This is a genomic window from Streptomyces sp. NPDC005483, assembly GCF_040606035.1.
Classification (GTDB): Bacteria; Actinomycetota; Actinomycetes; order Streptomycetales; family Streptomycetaceae; genus Streptomyces.
Genome location: NZ_JBEXEA010000016.1, coordinates 128,043 through 143,109, shown reverse-complemented (window position 1 = coordinate 143,109; position 15,067 = coordinate 128,043). Strand labels below are relative to the sequence as shown.

The window sequence follows — 15,067 nt, the reverse complement described above, 5'->3', positions numbered from 1 at the left end:
GGGGACTCAGTTCCAGGTGCGGCTGCGCAGCGGCAGTCCGGAGGCTCCGGACTCGGGGGGCCTTACCGCGAGGACCTGGTTGACGCCGATGCGGTTGCGTTCGAAGGCGAGGGCGCAGGCGGCCATGTACAGCAGCCACACGCGAGCCCGCCCGGGGCCGGCGATCCGCGCCGCGCGCTGCCACCGCGCCTCCAGGTTGGTGACCCAGCGGCGCAGGGTGAGGGCGTAGTGCTCGCGGATCGACTCGACATCCCGCACCTCGAAACCCGCCCGCTCCAGCATGGTCACGGTGGTGCCGAGGGGGGCGAGTTCGCCGTCGGGGAAGACGTAGGCGTCGATGAACCCGTCGAGGCTGTACGACGACTCGTCGTGCTGCGGGCGCCGGGCGATCTGGTGGTTGAGCAGCCGCGCGCCGGGCCTCAGGAGCCTGAACAGGTTCTCGGCGTACTCCAAGTACCTTTCGGCGCCGACGTGTTCGGCCATGCCGATGGAGGAGACGGCGTCGTACGGCCCGTCGGTGACGTCCCGGTAGTCCTGCACCCGGATCTCCACACGGTCGGTGAGCCCCTCGTCGGCGACGCGCTTGCGGGCGTAGGCCGCCTGTTCCTGGGAGAGGGTGATGCCGACGACGCTCACGCCGTACTCGCGGGCGGCGTGGATGGCCATCGAGCCCCAGCCGCAGCCGACGTCGAGGAGTCGCTGCCCGGCTCCCAGGCCGAGCTTGCGGCAGACGAGGTCGAGCTTGTCGCGCTGGGCGTTCTCCAGGGTGCCCTCGGGTTCGGGCGCCTCCCAGTAGGCGCACGAGTACACCATCGACGGACCGAGGACGATCTCGTAGAAGCCGTTGCCGACGTCGTAGTGGTGGCTGATGGCCCGCTTGTCGCTGCGCCTGGTGTGCAGATGGCCGCGGACCCGGCGGATCTCCTCGGGCGGCGGCGCGGGCGGCAGCGGCGGCCCGGCGAGGGCGACGAGCCGGCGTACGGCGGAGCGCACCTCGGGTTCGCGCAGGGCCTGGAACAGGGTCCTGTCGTCCTCCCCGCGCTCCCAGACGAACCCCGCGATCAGGTCGAGGGCGGTGTAGAGGTCGCCGTCGATGTCCAGGTCTCCCGCGACCCAGGCGCGGGCCAGGCCCAGTTCGCCCGGCTTGAACAGCAGCCGGCGCACGGCACGCCGGTTGCGCACGACCAGCGCGGGCGCGTCCGGCGGCCCGGCCTCCGAGCCGTCCCAGGCGCGGATCCGCACCGGTAGCGGCACTCCCAGCACCTGTGCGAAGAGGTCCCTGAGCCGCAGCGCGGCATCTGCCATGACGCACACCTCCGTGACGAGGATCCCGGAATTGTCCACCTTGGTAAACAGCGGCATGCCGGGGAGCACTCCCTTTGGCGGGTCATGTACGGGCAAAACACATGTAGCAACCATGTACACCCGCCGGGTGCGGGAACGCCGAAGGACCTCCCGCACCACGGATGGCGGGAGGTCCTTCGGGTGGATCAGCGACCGGAACCGGTCAGATGACCGCAGCGGGTCAGATGACCGGAGCGGGTCAGGAGGCCTTGGCCTCGGTCTTCTTCGGCTCGGCGGCCGGCACGGGGCGCGCGGCCTCGTAGAACTCCTCGCGGGGGTTCTCCATGGCGCCGAGGGAGACGACCTCGCGCTTGAGGAACATGCCGAGGGTCCAGTCGGCGAAGACACGGATCTTGCGGTTCCAGGTCGGCATGGCCAGACCGTGGTAGCCGCGGTGCATGTACCAGGCGAGACGGCCCTTGAGCTTGATCTTCATCTTGCCCATGACGATCATCGCGACGCCCTTGTGCAGGCCGAGACCCGCGACAGCACCCTTGTTGGAGTGGCTGTACTCCTTCTGCGGGAAGCCCCGCATCCCGGAGATCACGTTGTCGCCGAGGACCCGCGCCTGCCGCAGCGCGTGCTGGGCGTTCGGCGGGCACCAGGCGTTCTCGACGCCTGCCTTGCGGGCGGCGACGTCCGGGACCTGGGCGTTGTCGCCGGCGGCCCAGATGTAGTCGGTGCCCTGGACCTGGAGGGTCGGGGCGGTGTCCACGTGACCGCGCGGGCCCAGCGGGAGGCCGTAGCGGGCGAGGACCGGGTTGGGCTTGACGCCGGCGGTCCACACGATCGTGCTGGAGTCGACCTCGAGGCCGTTCTTGAGGACCACGTGGCCGTCGACGCAGGAGTCCATCGAGGTGGAGAGGTAGATCTCCACGCCCCGGCTCTCCAGGTGCTCCTTGCCGTAGGTGCCCAGCTTGGGGCCGACCTCGGGAAGGATCTTGTCGGCGGCGTCGACGAGGATGAACCGCATGTCCTCGCGCGAGACGTTGGTGTAGTACTTGGCCGCGTCGCGGGCCATGTCCTCGACCTCGCCGATGGTCTCCGCGCCTGCGAAGCCACCGCCGATGAAGACGAAGGTGAGCGCCTTGCGGCGGATCTCCTCGTCGGTCGTGGAGTCGGCCTTGTCGAGCTGCTCCAGCACGTGGTTGCGCAGGCCGATGGCCTCCTCGATGCCCTTCATACCGATGCCCTGCTCGGCGAGGCCGGGGATCGGGAAGGTGCGGGAGACCGCGCCGAGCGCGATCACCAGGTAGTCGAAGGGCAGCTCGTACGCCTCGCCGACCAGCGGGGCGATCGTGGCGACCTTGCGGTCCTGGTCGATGGTGGTGACCCGGCCGGTGAGCACCTCCGCCTTCGGCAGCACGCGTCGCAGCGGGACGACGACGTGGCGCGGGGAGATGTTGCCGGCGGCGGTTTCGGGGAGGAAGGGCTGGTAGGTCATGTACGACCGGGGGTCGACGACCGTGACAGTCGCCTCGCCGTAGCGCATCTTCTTGAGAATGCGCCGAGCTGCGTACAGGCCTACGTACCCACCGCCTACTACGAGGATCCTGGGACGCTCCGTGGTGCTCATGGCATCGAGTATCCACCTGCCCCAGGGGGGTCGCTCGTGCGCCCCTTCACAAGCTTCCTCGGAGGGTGTGCTATCCTCCGCGACTCGCGTGATCCAAGTCATGGCGCGGAACGGGAACCACGGTGTACGGCGACCCGTTGTCAATGCCGCGTGAGCTGCCTCTCTGCGCCGAAAGGTGCCCCGTGAGGGGCCCTCGCGGGGATCTTCCCCACCCCTCGCCCGAGGTCCGCAACTCAGCGTTTTGAACGTGTTCACAGGGGTGTTGAGCCCCCGGAAGGGTCAACCGGACCACATTCGTCGTCCGGTAGGACCAAATTCCTTGTGAAGAACTTCACGAACTTTCTCGGCGACACGTCAAAGAGGGGCCCCGAAGGGCCCCCCGGACGCGCTCATACGTTGTTCTGCCTGCTCAGCAGAGGTGCCCGGCAGGGCCTATGCAAGAGACCACGCGATGCCGTCGAGGATGTCGTGCTCGCTCACGACGACCTCCTCGGCATCGATCCGCTCCATGATCGTGAGAAGAACCAGGGCCCCGGCGCCGATGACGTCCACGCGCCCCGGATGCATGGAGGGCACGGCCGCGCGCTCGGCGTGGGTGGAGCGCAGCAGCCGGCCGGTGATCTCGCGGACCTGCTCGCGGGATACCCGGGAGTGGTGGATGGCCTCGGAGTCGTACTCCGGCAGCTCCTGCGCGATCGCCGACACGGTGGTGACGGACCCGGCGAGCCCCACCAGCGTGCGCGCCTCGCGCAGCGGCACGGTCTCTTCGGCGAGGTCGAGAGCGGCCTCGATGTCCGCCCTCATCGCGGCGATCTGGGCGTCGGTCGGCGGGTCGCTGACGACCCCGTCCCGCACCAGGTGCCGTTCGGTCATCCGCACACAGCCCACGTCCACGGAGCGTGCGGCGCGCACATGGTCCTCGCCCACGACGAACTCCGTCGAACCGCCGCCGATGTCTACCACGAGGTAGGGCTTGGCGAGGTGGTCGCTGCCGGTGAGTTCCCTGGTCGCCCCGGTGAAGGAGAACTCGGCCTCCTGGTCCCCGGAGATGACCTCGGGCTCGACCCCGAGGATGTCCAGGACCCCCCGCACGAACTCGTCCCGGTTCTCCGCGTCCCGGGAGGCGGAGGTGGCGACGAACCGCAGCCGCTCGGCCCCGTGCTCCTTGACGACCGCCGCGTACTCCCGGCACGCCGCGAAGGTCCGCTCCAGCGCCTCGGGCGCGAGCCGCCCGGTCCGGTCGACCCCCTGCCCGAGCCGCACGATAGTCATACGCCGGTCCAGCTCGACCAGCTCACCGGTCTGCGGGTCACAGTCCGCGACGAGGAGCCGGATGGAGTTCGTACCGCAGTCGACGGCGGCGACGCGGGTCACCGGTCACCCTCCTTCTGCTCGGGAAGGGTCACGCACGCGCCCTTGCGCCACCACTCCGGCAGCATCGCGATCGCCTCGTCGCCCAGCGGGTTGACGCCCGGTCCGGCGGCCAGCGAGTGGCCGACCAGGACGTGCAGGCACTTCACCCGGTCCGGCATGCCGCCCGCGCTCGGGAAGCCCTCCAGGACCTCGATGGCGTCCCGGCGCGCGAGGTAGTCCTCGTGCGCGGCCCGGTACGCGGCCGCGAGCTCCGGGTCGGTCTGCAGCCGCTCCGTCATCTCCTTCATGACGCCGTTCGCCTCCAGCGTGCCGATCGCGGAGGCGGCGCGCGGGCACGTCAGGTAGTACGTCGTCGGGAAGGGCGTGCCGTCCGGCAGCCGGGGCGCGGTCTCCACGACGTCCGGCTGCCCGCACGGGCACCGGTGCGCGATCGCCCGCAGCCCGCGCGGCGGCCGCCCGAGCTGCTGCTTGAAGGCCTCGACGTCCGCGTCGGTGGGCTCGGTGCGCGGGGTGGAGGGCGGAGGCGTTTCCATGCCTGTCTTTCTCTGGGTCTTGAGGTCTTGAGGTCGGTTCACTGGTCGGAGGCGTCGGACTTGTCGACCCCGTCCCAGACGTTCGCGTACCAGGGGCGGTCGGCCGCGCGCAGGTCGAGGCGGGACTTCCTCGCCGCGTCGGGGTCGACGACGATGAAGCCCGTCTCGCCCGGCATCACGTAGTGCAGCCGCTGCCGGATCTGCTGCTCCGCGTACGCGTCGTCCTGCCAACGCGCCTTGAGGTCGCGCAGCTTCTCGACCCGCTCGGCGGCCCGCGCCTTCTCCCGCTGGAGATCGGCGATCTCGGCGCGCTGGGAGACGTACTGCCTTATCGGGTACGCCAGCGCCACCACCAGCGTGCACAGCACGAGGGCGAGCAGTGCGGCCCGGCCGGTCAGCCGGGAGCGGCGGGCCTGCCGTTTGGTCTGGGAGCGGTAGACCCGGGCCGCGGTCTGCTCACCGAGCAGCCTGATCCTGGTCGTGGTGGAGAAACGGTCCCGGTCCTTCACGGCCATCGGCTCGCCGCCTCCCCTTCTACGTGCGTACGTCCCCGCACACGGTACGGGACCGGTACGGGGACGTACGTACGACTGGCTCAGGATTGACCCTGGTGGGGTCAGCCCTTGTCGCTGCTCAGCCCTTGAAGCGCGGGAACGCGCTGCGGCCGGCGTACACCGCGGCGTCGTCGAGGATCTCCTCGATGCGCAGGAGCTGGTTGTACTTGGCGACGCGCTCGGAGCGGGCCGGGGCGCCGGTCTTGATCTGGCCGCAGTTGGTGGCGACGGCCAGGTCGGCGATGGTGACGTCCTCGGTCTCGCCGGAGCGGTGGGACATCATGCACTTGAAGCCGCTGCGCTGGGCGAGCTCGACGGCGTCGAGAGTCTCGGTGAGCGAGCCGATCTGGTTCACCTTGACGAGCAGCGCGTTGGCGGCGCCCTCCTCGATACCGCGGGCCAGACGCTCCGGGTTGGTGACGAACAGGTCGTCGCCGACGATCTGGACCTTGTCGCCCAGCTTGTCGGTGAGGACCTTCCAGCCGGCCCAGTCGTCCTCGAACAGCGGGTCCTCGATGGAGACGAGCGGGTAGGCCGCCACGAGCTCCTCGTAGTACTCCGTCATCTCGGCGGCCGAGCGGTCCTTGCCCTCGAACTGGTACTTGCCGTCCTTGTAGAACTCGGAGGCGGCGACGTCGAGCGCCAGGGCGACCTGCTCGCCGGGGATGTAACCGGCTTCCTTGATCGCCTCGAGGATGAGGTCCAGGGCGGCGCGGTTGGACTCGAGGTTCGGCGCGAAGCCGCCCTCGTCGCCGAGGCCGGTGGACAGGCCCTTGCTCTTCAGGACCTTCTTGAGGGTGTGGTAGACCTCGGTGCCCCAGCGCAGCGCCTCGGAGAAGGACTCCGCGCCGATCGGGGCGATCATGAACTCCTGGATGTCCACGTTGGAGTCGGCGTGCGAGCCGCCGTTCAGGATGTTCATCATCGGCACCGGCAGCAGGTGCGCGTTCGGGCCGCCCAGGTAGCGGAAGAGCGGGAGGTCGCTGGCCTCGGAGGCGGCGTGGGCGACGGCGAGGGAGACGCCGAGGATGGCGTTGGCGCCGAGCGAGCCCTTGTTGTCGGTGGCGTCCAGGTCGAACATCGCCTGGTCGATCAGGCGCTGCTCGGTGGCGTCGTAGCCGACCAGCTCCGGGCCGATCTGCTCGATGACGGCCAGAACGGCCTTCTCGACACCCTTGCCCTGGTAGCGGTTCGGGTCACCGTCGCGGAGCTCGATGGCCTCGAAGGCGCCCGTGGAGGCGCCGGAGGGGACGGCGGCACGACCCGTGCTGCCGTCGTCGAGGCCGACCTCGACCTCGACCGTGGGGTTGCCTCGGGAGTCCAGGATTTCCCGGGCTACGACGACGTCGATGGACGGCACGAGCATCTCCTTCTTGGGGTGTGACACGGTCCGCCGGGACCGCGGTGGGTTCTGCGAGACCGAGCCTAACCGGCTCCGGGGGATCGGCCACCGTATGTACCGACCCATGGACAGAACCGAGAGTAAATTGTTTCTGAACTGAACAAAGACGTCCCCGCACCGGCGCATGAAAAACCCCGCCCTGGTGCGTACGGGGGAACACGCACCGGAGCGGGGAGCCCGTGGGGACGGGGGGTGACCCTCACGTGGCCTTCATCCTGAAGGACACGGCTGTGAGGGCCCTGTGGTTCAGCTGGGGGTTACTTCAGGTGCAGCTGCTGGCCCGGGAAGATGAAGTCGGCGTCGTCGATGATGTCCTTGTTCAGCTTGAACAGCTTCTGCCAGCCGCCCTTGACCTTGTGCTTCTCGGCGATCGAGCTGAGGGTGTCACCCTTGACGACCTTGTACTCGCCGTCACCCTTCTTGACCTTCTTGCCGGTCGGGGTGGTGACGGTCTTCTTGGCCGCCGGACGGTCGGTGGAACGCGAGGCGCTCTGCTCGTCGGTCGAGCGGCTGCTGGTGCCCGAGTTCGAGGAGCTGGAGTTCGAGCTGGAGGAGGACGAGCTGCCGCCGTTGTAGCCGGCGCTGGACAGGCCCGTGCCGCAGACCGGCCAGGCACCCTTGCCCTGGGAGGCGAGGACCTTCTCGGCGACGGCGATCTGCTGCGACTTGCTGGCCTGGTTGGCCTGCGCGGCGTACTGCGTGCCGCCGTACGCGGCCCAGGTGGAGGCCGAGAACTGCAGGCCGCCGTAGTAGCCGTTACCGGTGTTGATGGACCAGTTGCCGCCGGACTCGCACTGGGCGACGGTGTCCCACTCGGAGGCGGTCGCGGCGGAGGCGTTGCCGGCCGCCATCAGCGGGGCGGCGATGGCGACACCGGTGACGCCGGCGAGCGCGGCGGCGCGGGTGGCCTTGGACGGACGGCGGTGCTTGCCCTTGCCGGAAAACAGCATGGTGGATCCCCTCACCGACGCCTGCGAGGTGAGCTGTCGGGTTCGGGCCGGTTGAGTTGCCCGGTCGCGCACCCTGCGGTGCGCGGCTTAACCCCAAGCCGGTCCAGCGTGAACTGCTGGGCCCGGCACTTACCTTGGGTCCCCCGCTCCTGCCTACGGCGCTTGACGCGACGACTGTTCCCGTACGGCCGCTGGCAGGATTCGGCGTTGCGACAGACGGGGCTCGGGTTGCCGAGCGGTCACGACCGTAGACATGCGCTCGGCGGAATTTCAAAGACGATCAGGGCTTCTGAGACTCATCCCACACTTTCACCAAAGTGGACATTCGGTGCGAAGTGTGACGTGAACTCCCGCTGTTTTTCTGGGCTTTTCAGCCCTATTCAGCCCCTGTGTCGAGCGTCTGACCGGCGGTGATGTTGCTGGGGTCGACCCCGATGCGGTCCTTGTTCTCGGCATAGAGGGCACGCCATCCGCCGTCGAGGCCAAGGGAGTCGGCGATGGAGGCGAGGGAGTCGCCCTCCTGGACGACGTAGGTGGCGGCGGCGTGCCGGCCGCCCGCGGAGGAGGCTGTGCTCTTCGTCGCAACCTCCTCGGCGCTGTCGCCGCGGTGCTTGCCGGAACCGAGGGCGCCGACGTCCACGAGGGCCGAAGAGCTGCCCTCCTGCCACGACTTGTCCACTTCGTCCCCTTCCGGGCTCACCACGGGCGAGCTGTCGGAGGCTTGCGCGTCCTTCGTGGCGGAGTCGCTGGATTCCGAAGAGTTCTTTTTGTCCGGCTTGGCGGAACCGGCACCCTTGCCGGAGGGGGTGGCCGACGGCGAGGGCGTCGCGGACGAACCGTCCAGCGCGTCGAGCAGACCGGAAGACTCCTCGGAGCCCGACGAATTGGAGGAACCGGACGAACCAGACGATTCCGACGAGCCGGACGCCGAAGCGGAGGGTGTACCGCTCCCCAGGCCCGTGTCGACGTCGGCCGAGCTCGAGTCCTTGCTGAGACCGCTGAGCAGACCGCAGGTCGGCCACGCGGCGATGCCCTGGTCCGCGAGGAGCTTCTCGGCCACGGCTATCTGCTGGTTGCGGCTGGCCAGGTCCGCGGTCTCGGCGTACTCGAGTCCGCCGTACTTCTCCCAGTTCTCCTGGGACATCTGGAGGCCGCCGTAGTAGCCGTTGCCGTCGTTCGCGCTCCAGGAGCCGCCGCTCTCGCACTCCGCGACGTGGTCCCAGGTGGTGCCGGTGGCGGCGCTCGCTCCGGTCGCTCCGAGCAGTGGGATCGCGATGGCGGATCCCGTCACACCGGCTGCCACAAGGAGAGCCGGAGCCTGACGGGGGCGACGGTGACGACCGTTCCCGGAGAGCATGGAGGGGCCTTTCGCGAGACAGCAAGTACCAGCGCGGCGGGTGGTACGGGGCACCGCGCTGGTCCGTGAACGTATAGGGGTTCGATCACTTGTCACAAGTTAATGCCGCGTAGATCACGTGAAGATCACATACTTGAGGGCGCGTCATGTTTATCCGGCCTCGCACGGGGATAGGCCGGACCCCTCGGTCGATTACCGGACGGGCGTGAACTCCACGGGCAAAGTGCGCAGTCCACGCATGATGAGCCCCCCACGCCAGCGCAAATCGACCGAATCCCCCGCGAGTTGGAGGTCCGGCAGGCGGGTGAGGAGAGTGGCGAGCGCGGTCTGGCCCTCCAGGCGGGCGAGCGGGGCACCGAGGCAGTAGTGGATGCCGTGGCCGTATCCGAGGTGCTGATTGTCACGGCGGGACAGGTCGAGCACATCGGGGTCGGCGAACCGCTCCGGATCCCGGTCCGCGGCGGCGAGGACGACCAGCACCGGGTCCCCGGCCGCGATGTCCTGCCCGCCGATCCGCAGGGCTTCGGTGGCGAACCGCCAGGTGGCCAGTTCCACCGGGCCGTCGAAGCGCAGGAGTTCCTCCACGCCGGTCTCCAGGAGACCCTTTTCCTGCCGGGCCAGGGACTCCTGGAGCCGGTTCCGCTGCTCGGGGTGCGTGAGGAGGGCGTACGTACCGTTTCCGATCAGATTGACGGTGGTCTCGAAACCCGCGAACAGCAGGATGAAGGCCATGGCCGCGGCCTCGTTCTCGGTGAGGTGCTCACCGTGGTCGGAGGCGCGGATGAGCCCGGAGATGAGGTCCTCGCCGGGGGCGGGCTCATCGGACAGCGCTTCCCGCTTGCGGTGGATGAGTTCGGCGAGATAGCCGCGCATCTTCTTCACGGACCGCGCGACCCCGCCCCGCGGCCCCCCGCCGTGTCGGATCATCATGCCCGCCCAGTCCCGGAAGTCGTCCTGGTCCTCCCGGGGGACGCCGAGCAGGTCGCAGATCGCGTAGATGGGGAGCGGGAAGGCGAACTCGTGGATGAGGTCGGCGGTGCCGGTGGCCGCGAACCCGTCGATGAGACGGTCGGTCAACTCCTGCACACGGGGCGCGAACTCGGCGACCCTCCTCGGCGTGAACGCCTTGCTGACGAGCCGTCGGAGCCTGGTGTGGTCCGGCGGGTCGATGTTCAGCAGATGCGTCATCAGCTCCGCCTTGCGCTCCCCCGGGATACCGGTCTTGCCCTTGGCGTGCGCGGGCTCGTCGTGGTGCGCGGGGTTCTTGCTCAGCCGCTGGTCGGCCAGGGCCTGCTTGGCGTCGACGTAGCGGGTGACCAGCCAGGCCTCCACCCCACTGGGCAACCGGGTCCTGTGCACGGGGGCGTGCTCGCGGAGCCAGGCGTAGGCGGGGTAGGGGTCGGTGGCGAACTCCCAGGTGAAGAGGTCGGGAGCGGGGGGCGTGGGGGGCTCGGTGGCGGAGAGTTCGGTGGCGGGGGTGGCGGGGGGCTGGTCGGTCACTCCTTGACGGTATCCGGAGGGGTGGGGCTTGCCTTTCGGCACCATGTCTCCGGGACGTGCCGGGGGCCCTCCCTCCCCCCACCATCCCGGGCCCCTCCCCCACCCGACCGGCGTGCCTCAGCCCTCGATCTCCCGGATCGCATCCCGGTAAGCCCGCGCCGCCGCTCTCAGGGCCGTCTCCGGGTCGACGCCCTCCGCCTCGGCGCGTGCGGCCAGGGCCAGCAGTTCGTAGCCAATGCCCTCGCTCTGGGGCAGGGGTACTTCCAGGCCCGCCGTCCGCACCCGTGACGCCAGCTTGGCGGCGAGGGCGAGGCCGGGCTGGCCGAGGGGGATGCCTTCGGTGACCGAGGTGCGCTGTTTCTCTATCGCCTTGGTGCGCAGCCAGTGGGCCTTGACCTCCTCGGGGGTGGTGGCCGTCTCGTCGCCGAACACGTGGGGGTGGCGGTGGATGAGCTTGGCGACGATGCCGCCGGCGACGTCGTCGATGGAGAAGGGGGTGTCCGGGTCCTCCTCGGCGATCCGCGAGTGGAAGATCACCTGGAGCAGGACGTCCCCGAGTTCCTCACGGAGTTCGTCGCGGTCGCCCTCCTCGATGGCTTCGACGAGTTCGTACGCCTCCTCGATGCCGTACTTCGCGAGGCCCTTGTGGGTCTGCTGGGAGGACCACGGGCACTCGGCGCGGATGCGGTCCATGACCTGGACGAGGTCGAGGAGCCGGGCGCCGGGCAGGTCGTAGGAGGCGGGCAGCAGCTCCAGGTCGGGCATCTGCAGGCGTCCTGATCCGGCGAGGCGGGCCAGACCGTCCGTGAGGGCCGGCTCGCCCTCGCCCGTGGCCACGACGACCACCGTGCGCCCGCCCGCGCACGCCGCGACCAGTTCCTCCGCGGTCGGGGACGTCTCGTCGACCGCTGTTCCCGCCTCCCGCAGATACGGCAGCTGGGGGCGGGCGCCGTCCGCGCACAGAACACGGTCGGCGGCGTGCAGCGCCTGCCAGGCGGGCCAGGACAGCAGGCCGGGGGCGACGCGGTGGCTGGTGGTGAGCAGGACGATGCGGCCGGGGGCGGACGCCGTGTCGGGGTCCTGGTCGGGGGCGGGCTCGAAGCCGGTTGCGTTCACAGTTCGAAGCTAACGCACCGTGCCGACGGGGCGATCAGGTTGTCCACAGGCCAGAGGTGGCGGAGTGATCGTACGATCATCCGCCCCGCGCGTTTCCGTCCCTGCTACGCGCTCTGCTCCGTCCCGCTACGCGCTCTGCTCGCTCCCCGTCGACGTGACCTCGCGTACCCACGGGGTCTTCGCGTCGACGCGGGTGCTCTTCGCGACGTCCCAGGTGCCGTAGCGCGGGTTGAGGTCGACGTCGAGTTGCCTGGACGCCTTGCTCAGGGCGTTCCAGAAGGCGGGGTCACTGGTGTCGGTGCCGAGCTTCCCGGCGAGCTTCTGGGCCTCCAGCTGGAGGCGGAGGTTCTCGTCGAGGCGTTCGGGCGCGATGCCGTACTGCTGGAGCCAGGTCGTCTCCAGGCCCTTGGCCCCGCCCGCCTGCTCCTCCAGGCCCGACCGTAGCTCCTGGACCTGCTTGCGGGTCACGGACACGCCCGCGTCGGCGGCCGCCCGGTGCAGTACCCGGTCGAGGACCATGCCGTGCAGGACGTCGCGGGTGAGGGTGCCGGTCTTGGCGATGGCCTGCTTGTACTGCGTCTCGTCCGTGACAGCCGCCCGCTGCGCGTCACGCACCTCGGTCACCCGGTTCTCCAGTTGGGAGACGGTGATCCGCTGCCCGCCGACGACGGCCGCCGCGCCGGGATGCGCGTCGCTCCCGCAGGCGGTGAGCAGGGGTGCCGCGGCGGCGAGGGCGGCGGAGAGGACGAGCGCGGTGCGACGACGGCGGTGCAAGGAGGCCTCCCGAGGAGATTGTGCGACGGTGCACAAGGTCTTGCGGTGATCGATGGTAGGCAGGGGACCGGCTCTGGCCAACCCATTCGACCAACGATTCACCGCGACTTCGGGCACCGCCGCGCTCTCACCGCACGCACGCGCGGGTGCCGGGGTCAGCCGGTGATGGCCACCGGGCCGTCCCAGGCGTCGCGGTCCACGGTGATCGTGTAGCCGTTCCGCGTCTCCTTGCTGTTGACCAGGTACTGGTGGCCGCGGCTGTGATCGGTGTACTGGGTCTTGCCGAACGGCCAGTCCGTCGTCGTGGTGTTCTGCTTGTCCCACAGCGCGTACCAGAGGTTGCCCGGCAGGTCGGTCTTGTTCGTCGCGTTGGCGATCGCCTTGGCGCTGGAGCTGGTGAAGCCGTAGAAGCCCGCGCGGTACGTCTTCGCGCGCAGGGTCTTGTCGAAGGCGCGCACATAGGTGAGCACGGCGTCGTTGCACGCCTTGTTCGTGATGTCGTACGCCTCCATGTCCAGGTAGATCGGACTGCCGGCCTTCATGCCGAGCGCGGCGGACTTGGCGACCGCGTCGGCGCCGTCGGTCGCGCCCAGGGAGGCGGCGGTGGAGGCGGTGAGCTTCTCGGGGTTGGAACCGCTCTGACAGGGCGGCTGGGCGCCGACATAGAGCGGGATGAGCTTCCAGCCGGCCGCGCTGACCGACTTGACCCAGGAGGCGGTGAGGTTGGGCTGGGAGCAGCCGCGGTTCTTGCCGCCGACGTAGACGGCGGCGGCGCCGTAGAGGCCGCCGTGCCAGGCCTTCATCGCGGACAGGGAGGGGGCGGCGCAGGTGTCGAAGGCGCGGCCGGTGTACGTCTTCTGCGCGGGCCAGGTGGTGGCGGCCATCGAGCTCTGCGCGGCGAGGCCCGCGCCGGCGACCACGGCGGCCCCGGCGACGCCCCAGGTGATGTATCTGCGCTTCTTCGACTGACGATGACTGGACCTGGACGACACGGACGACCCCACCCCTGGTTGTGCTGTTGGTTGTGCTGTACATGGCTTGCTTGACTGGAACGAAGCGTAAGGCCAAGCGGGTGGTGCCTTCTAACCGCGCACCTGTCCCAGCCACTCGAGCGTCCGGCGGACCTCCACCGCGAGCGGGTGACCCGGGCCGTGGAGCCGCTCCACGTCGTGCAGCAGTCGCACGAGGGTGTCGTGGGCGGCGGCACGGTCGCCGAGGGCCAGCAGGAGGTGGCCGATGCGGCGGCGGACGTCGTGGGCGAGTTGGGGGTCACCGGCCACGTACTGGTTCTCGTAGTACGGCAGCAGCGCGCGGTACTCGGCCAGTGCCGCCGCGGGTTCGCCGAGTTGTTCCAGGCACTGGGCCGCGTCGTAGCGGAAGCGCAGGGACTGCGGATCGGCGTGGCCGGCCTCGGTCGCCCGTTCGTCGGCGAGGCGGCGCAGCTCGGGCAGGGCGCGCCGGTACTGGCCGTCGTCCATGAGGGTGGCGGCGTACTGCTTGCGCAGGGTGCGTACGACCGGGGAGTTCGCGCCGTGCTGTTCGGCGGCCGCGGGCAGGATGGCGCCCAGGATGTCGACGGCCTGGGTGATGCGGCCCTCGCCGAGGAGTCGTTTGACCTCGTCGACCGCGTGCGCGACGTCCGGCTTCTCGGCCTTCTCGGGGGCCGGCGTGACCGGGGCGGGCTGGGGCGCGGGCGTGCGCGCGCGGTCCGGCCAGGGGGCGTGCGGGCGCAGGAAGGGGCGGGTGGGATCGAGGGGCGCTCCGGTGGGCATCCCGCGCGCGGGCAGGAGCAGCGCCAGGTCCTCGTAGACGTCCTGCGCGGAGGCCGGGCGGTGCTGCGGGTCCTTGGCGAGCAGCCGCAGGACCAGCGCCTCGAGCGCCTCGGGGACCTCGGGGCGGGTGCGGCGCACGGGCAGCGGGGGCTCGTACAGGTGCCGGTGCAGCACGCCGAGTGCCGTGGAGCCGGCGAACGGGACGTCCCCGCTGAGCAGTTCGTGCAGCAGTACGCCCAGTGCGTACAGGTCGGTGTACGGGCCGACCGCGCCGCCCATGGCCTGCTCGGGCGCCATATAGGCGGGCGAGCCGATCGGCGAACCGGTGTGGGTGAGGCGGGTGGTGTCGGTGTCCATGACGGAGGCGACACCGAGGTCGAGGACGGTGACGGTGCCGTCCTGCTTCACCATCACGTTGCGCGGCTTGAGGTCGCGGTGGACGATCGGCACGGCGTGCACGGCGCTCAGGACGGCGCACAGTTGCGCGGCGACCGCGACGGCCCACTGCCAGGGGTAAGGGTCGTGCTCGGCGAGATGGTCGGAGAGGTCGGCGCCGTCGACGTACTGCATGACGAGGAACAGCTCCTCGCCCTCGCTGCCCGCGTCGTGCACGGTGACGAGCCCGGGGTGATCGACCTGCGCGGTTACCCGGCACTCGCGCACGAACCGGCGGCGCAGCTCGTCCGCCTCCTGTCCGGCCACCTTGTCGGGGCGCAGCAGCTTCACCGCCACGCGCCGGTCGAGCCGCCGGTCGTAGGCCGTCCACACCTGGCCCATGCCGCCCTGCCCGATGAGCGTGGACAGTTCGTAGCGGC

At 70.0% G+C, this 15,067-nt stretch carries 13 protein-coding genes and 1 riboswitch; all 13 genes read right to left on the bottom strand.

Annotation, left to right across the window (positions count from 1 at the left end):
- Positions 1–6: 6 nt before the first annotated feature.
- The 13 genes from ABZT06_RS28925 to ABZT06_RS28865 all read right to left on the bottom strand — a co-directional run bounded on the left by ABZT06_RS28925 (position 7) and on the right by ABZT06_RS28865 (position 15,056).
- Positions 7–1,305 (bottom strand): class I SAM-dependent methyltransferase, encoded by a 1,299-nt coding sequence (locus ABZT06_RS28925; protein WP_355747333.1) that lies wholly within the window; start codon positions 1,303–1,305, stop codon positions 7–9.
- 238 nt (positions 1,306–1,543) lie between these two features.
- Entirely contained in the window at positions 1,544–2,920 is a 1,377-nt protein-coding gene (locus ABZT06_RS28920; protein WP_355747059.1) for an NAD(P)/FAD-dependent oxidoreductase, read from the bottom strand.
- A gap of 432 nt (positions 2,921–3,352) precedes the next feature.
- Positions 3,353–4,294: a Ppx/GppA phosphatase family protein gene (locus ABZT06_RS28915; protein ID WP_355747056.1), complete on the bottom strand. Its 942-nt coding sequence runs from the start codon at positions 4,292–4,294 to the stop codon at positions 3,353–3,355.
- Positions 4,291–4,827 (bottom strand): DUF501 domain-containing protein, encoded by a 537-nt coding sequence (locus ABZT06_RS28910; RefSeq protein ID WP_355747053.1) that lies wholly within the window; start codon positions 4,825–4,827, stop codon positions 4,291–4,293. Before ABZT06_RS28910 ends, ABZT06_RS28915 begins: the two co-directional genes overlap by 4 nt.
- A gap of 38 nt (positions 4,828–4,865) precedes the next feature.
- Positions 4,866–5,342 carry a septum formation initiator family protein gene (locus ABZT06_RS28905; RefSeq protein ID WP_355747050.1) on the bottom strand — a complete coding sequence of 159 codons (477 nt, stop codon included), beginning with the start codon at positions 5,340–5,342 and terminating at the stop codon, positions 4,866–4,868.
- A 118-nt stretch (positions 5,343–5,460) separates the two neighbouring features.
- Positions 5,461–6,747, bottom strand: a complete 1,287-nt coding sequence (gene eno, locus ABZT06_RS28900) for a phosphopyruvate hydratase (protein WP_306986654.1) — start codon at positions 6,745–6,747, stop codon at positions 5,461–5,463.
- 293 nt (positions 6,748–7,040) lie between these two features.
- Entirely contained in the window at positions 7,041–7,733 is a 693-nt protein-coding gene (locus ABZT06_RS28895) for a transglycosylase family protein (protein WP_355747047.1), read from the bottom strand.
- A 3-nt stretch (positions 7,734–7,736) separates the two neighbouring features.
- A riboswitch (cyclic di-AMP (ydaO/yuaA leader) is annotated at positions 7,737–7,904 on the bottom strand.
- A gap of 205 nt (positions 7,905–8,109) precedes the next feature.
- The gene (locus ABZT06_RS28890) at positions 8,110–9,090 is read right to left on the bottom strand and encodes a transglycosylase family protein (RefSeq protein ID WP_355747045.1); all 981 of its coding nucleotides are present in this window, start codon (positions 9,088–9,090) and stop codon (positions 8,110–8,112) included.
- 192 nt (positions 9,091–9,282) lie between these two features.
- Positions 9,283–10,590: a cytochrome P450 gene (locus ABZT06_RS28885; protein WP_355747043.1), complete on the bottom strand. Its 1,308-nt coding sequence runs from the start codon at positions 10,588–10,590 to the stop codon at positions 9,283–9,285.
- Positions 10,591–10,707: 117 nt separating this feature from the next.
- Entirely contained in the window at positions 10,708–11,706 is a 999-nt protein-coding gene (locus ABZT06_RS28880) for a nucleoside triphosphate pyrophosphohydrolase (RefSeq protein WP_355747040.1), read from the bottom strand.
- A gap of 126 nt (positions 11,707–11,832) precedes the next feature.
- Positions 11,833–12,480 carry a SurA N-terminal domain-containing protein gene (locus tag ABZT06_RS28875; RefSeq protein ID WP_355747037.1) on the bottom strand — a complete coding sequence of 216 codons (648 nt, stop codon included), beginning with the start codon at positions 12,478–12,480 and terminating at the stop codon, positions 11,833–11,835.
- A 155-nt stretch (positions 12,481–12,635) separates the two neighbouring features.
- A complete protein-coding gene (locus tag ABZT06_RS28870) occupies positions 12,636–13,472 on the bottom strand; it encodes a glycoside hydrolase domain-containing protein (RefSeq protein ID WP_355747034.1) in 837 nt (278 codons plus the stop codon).
- A gap of 90 nt (positions 13,473–13,562) precedes the next feature.
- Positions 13,563–15,056, bottom strand: coding sequence for a serine/threonine-protein kinase (locus tag ABZT06_RS28865; protein WP_355747329.1), 1,494 nt, complete (start codon positions 15,054–15,056; stop codon positions 13,563–13,565).
- Positions 15,057–15,067: the final 11 nt, after the last annotated feature.

What these genes read in the sequence shown, in the direction of transcription:
- ABZT06_RS28925 (WP_355747333.1), bottom strand. Translation starts at nt 1,305, where the DNA reads ATGGCAGATGCCGCGCTGCGGCTCAGGGACCTCTTCGCACAGGTGCTG.
- ABZT06_RS28920 (WP_355747059.1), bottom strand. Translation starts at nt 2,920, where the DNA reads ATGAGCACCACGGAGCGTCCCAGGATCCTCGTAGTAGGCGGTGGGTAC.
- ABZT06_RS28910 (WP_355747053.1), bottom strand. Translation starts at nt 4,827, where the DNA reads ATGGAAACGCCTCCGCCCTCCACCCCGCGCACCGAGCCCACCGACGCG.
- ABZT06_RS28905 (WP_355747050.1), bottom strand. Translation starts at nt 5,342, where the DNA reads ATGGCCGTGAAGGACCGGGACCGTTTCTCCACCACGACCAGGATCAGG.
- eno (WP_306986654.1), bottom strand. Translation starts at nt 6,747, where the DNA reads ATGCTCGTGCCGTCCATCGACGTCGTCGTAGCCCGGGAAATCCTGGAC.
- ABZT06_RS28895 (WP_355747047.1), bottom strand. Translation starts at nt 7,733, where the DNA reads ATGCTGTTTTCCGGCAAGGGCAAGCACCGCCGTCCGTCCAAGGCCACC.
- ABZT06_RS28890 (WP_355747045.1), bottom strand. Translation starts at nt 9,090, where the DNA reads ATGCTCTCCGGGAACGGTCGTCACCGTCGCCCCCGTCAGGCTCCGGCT.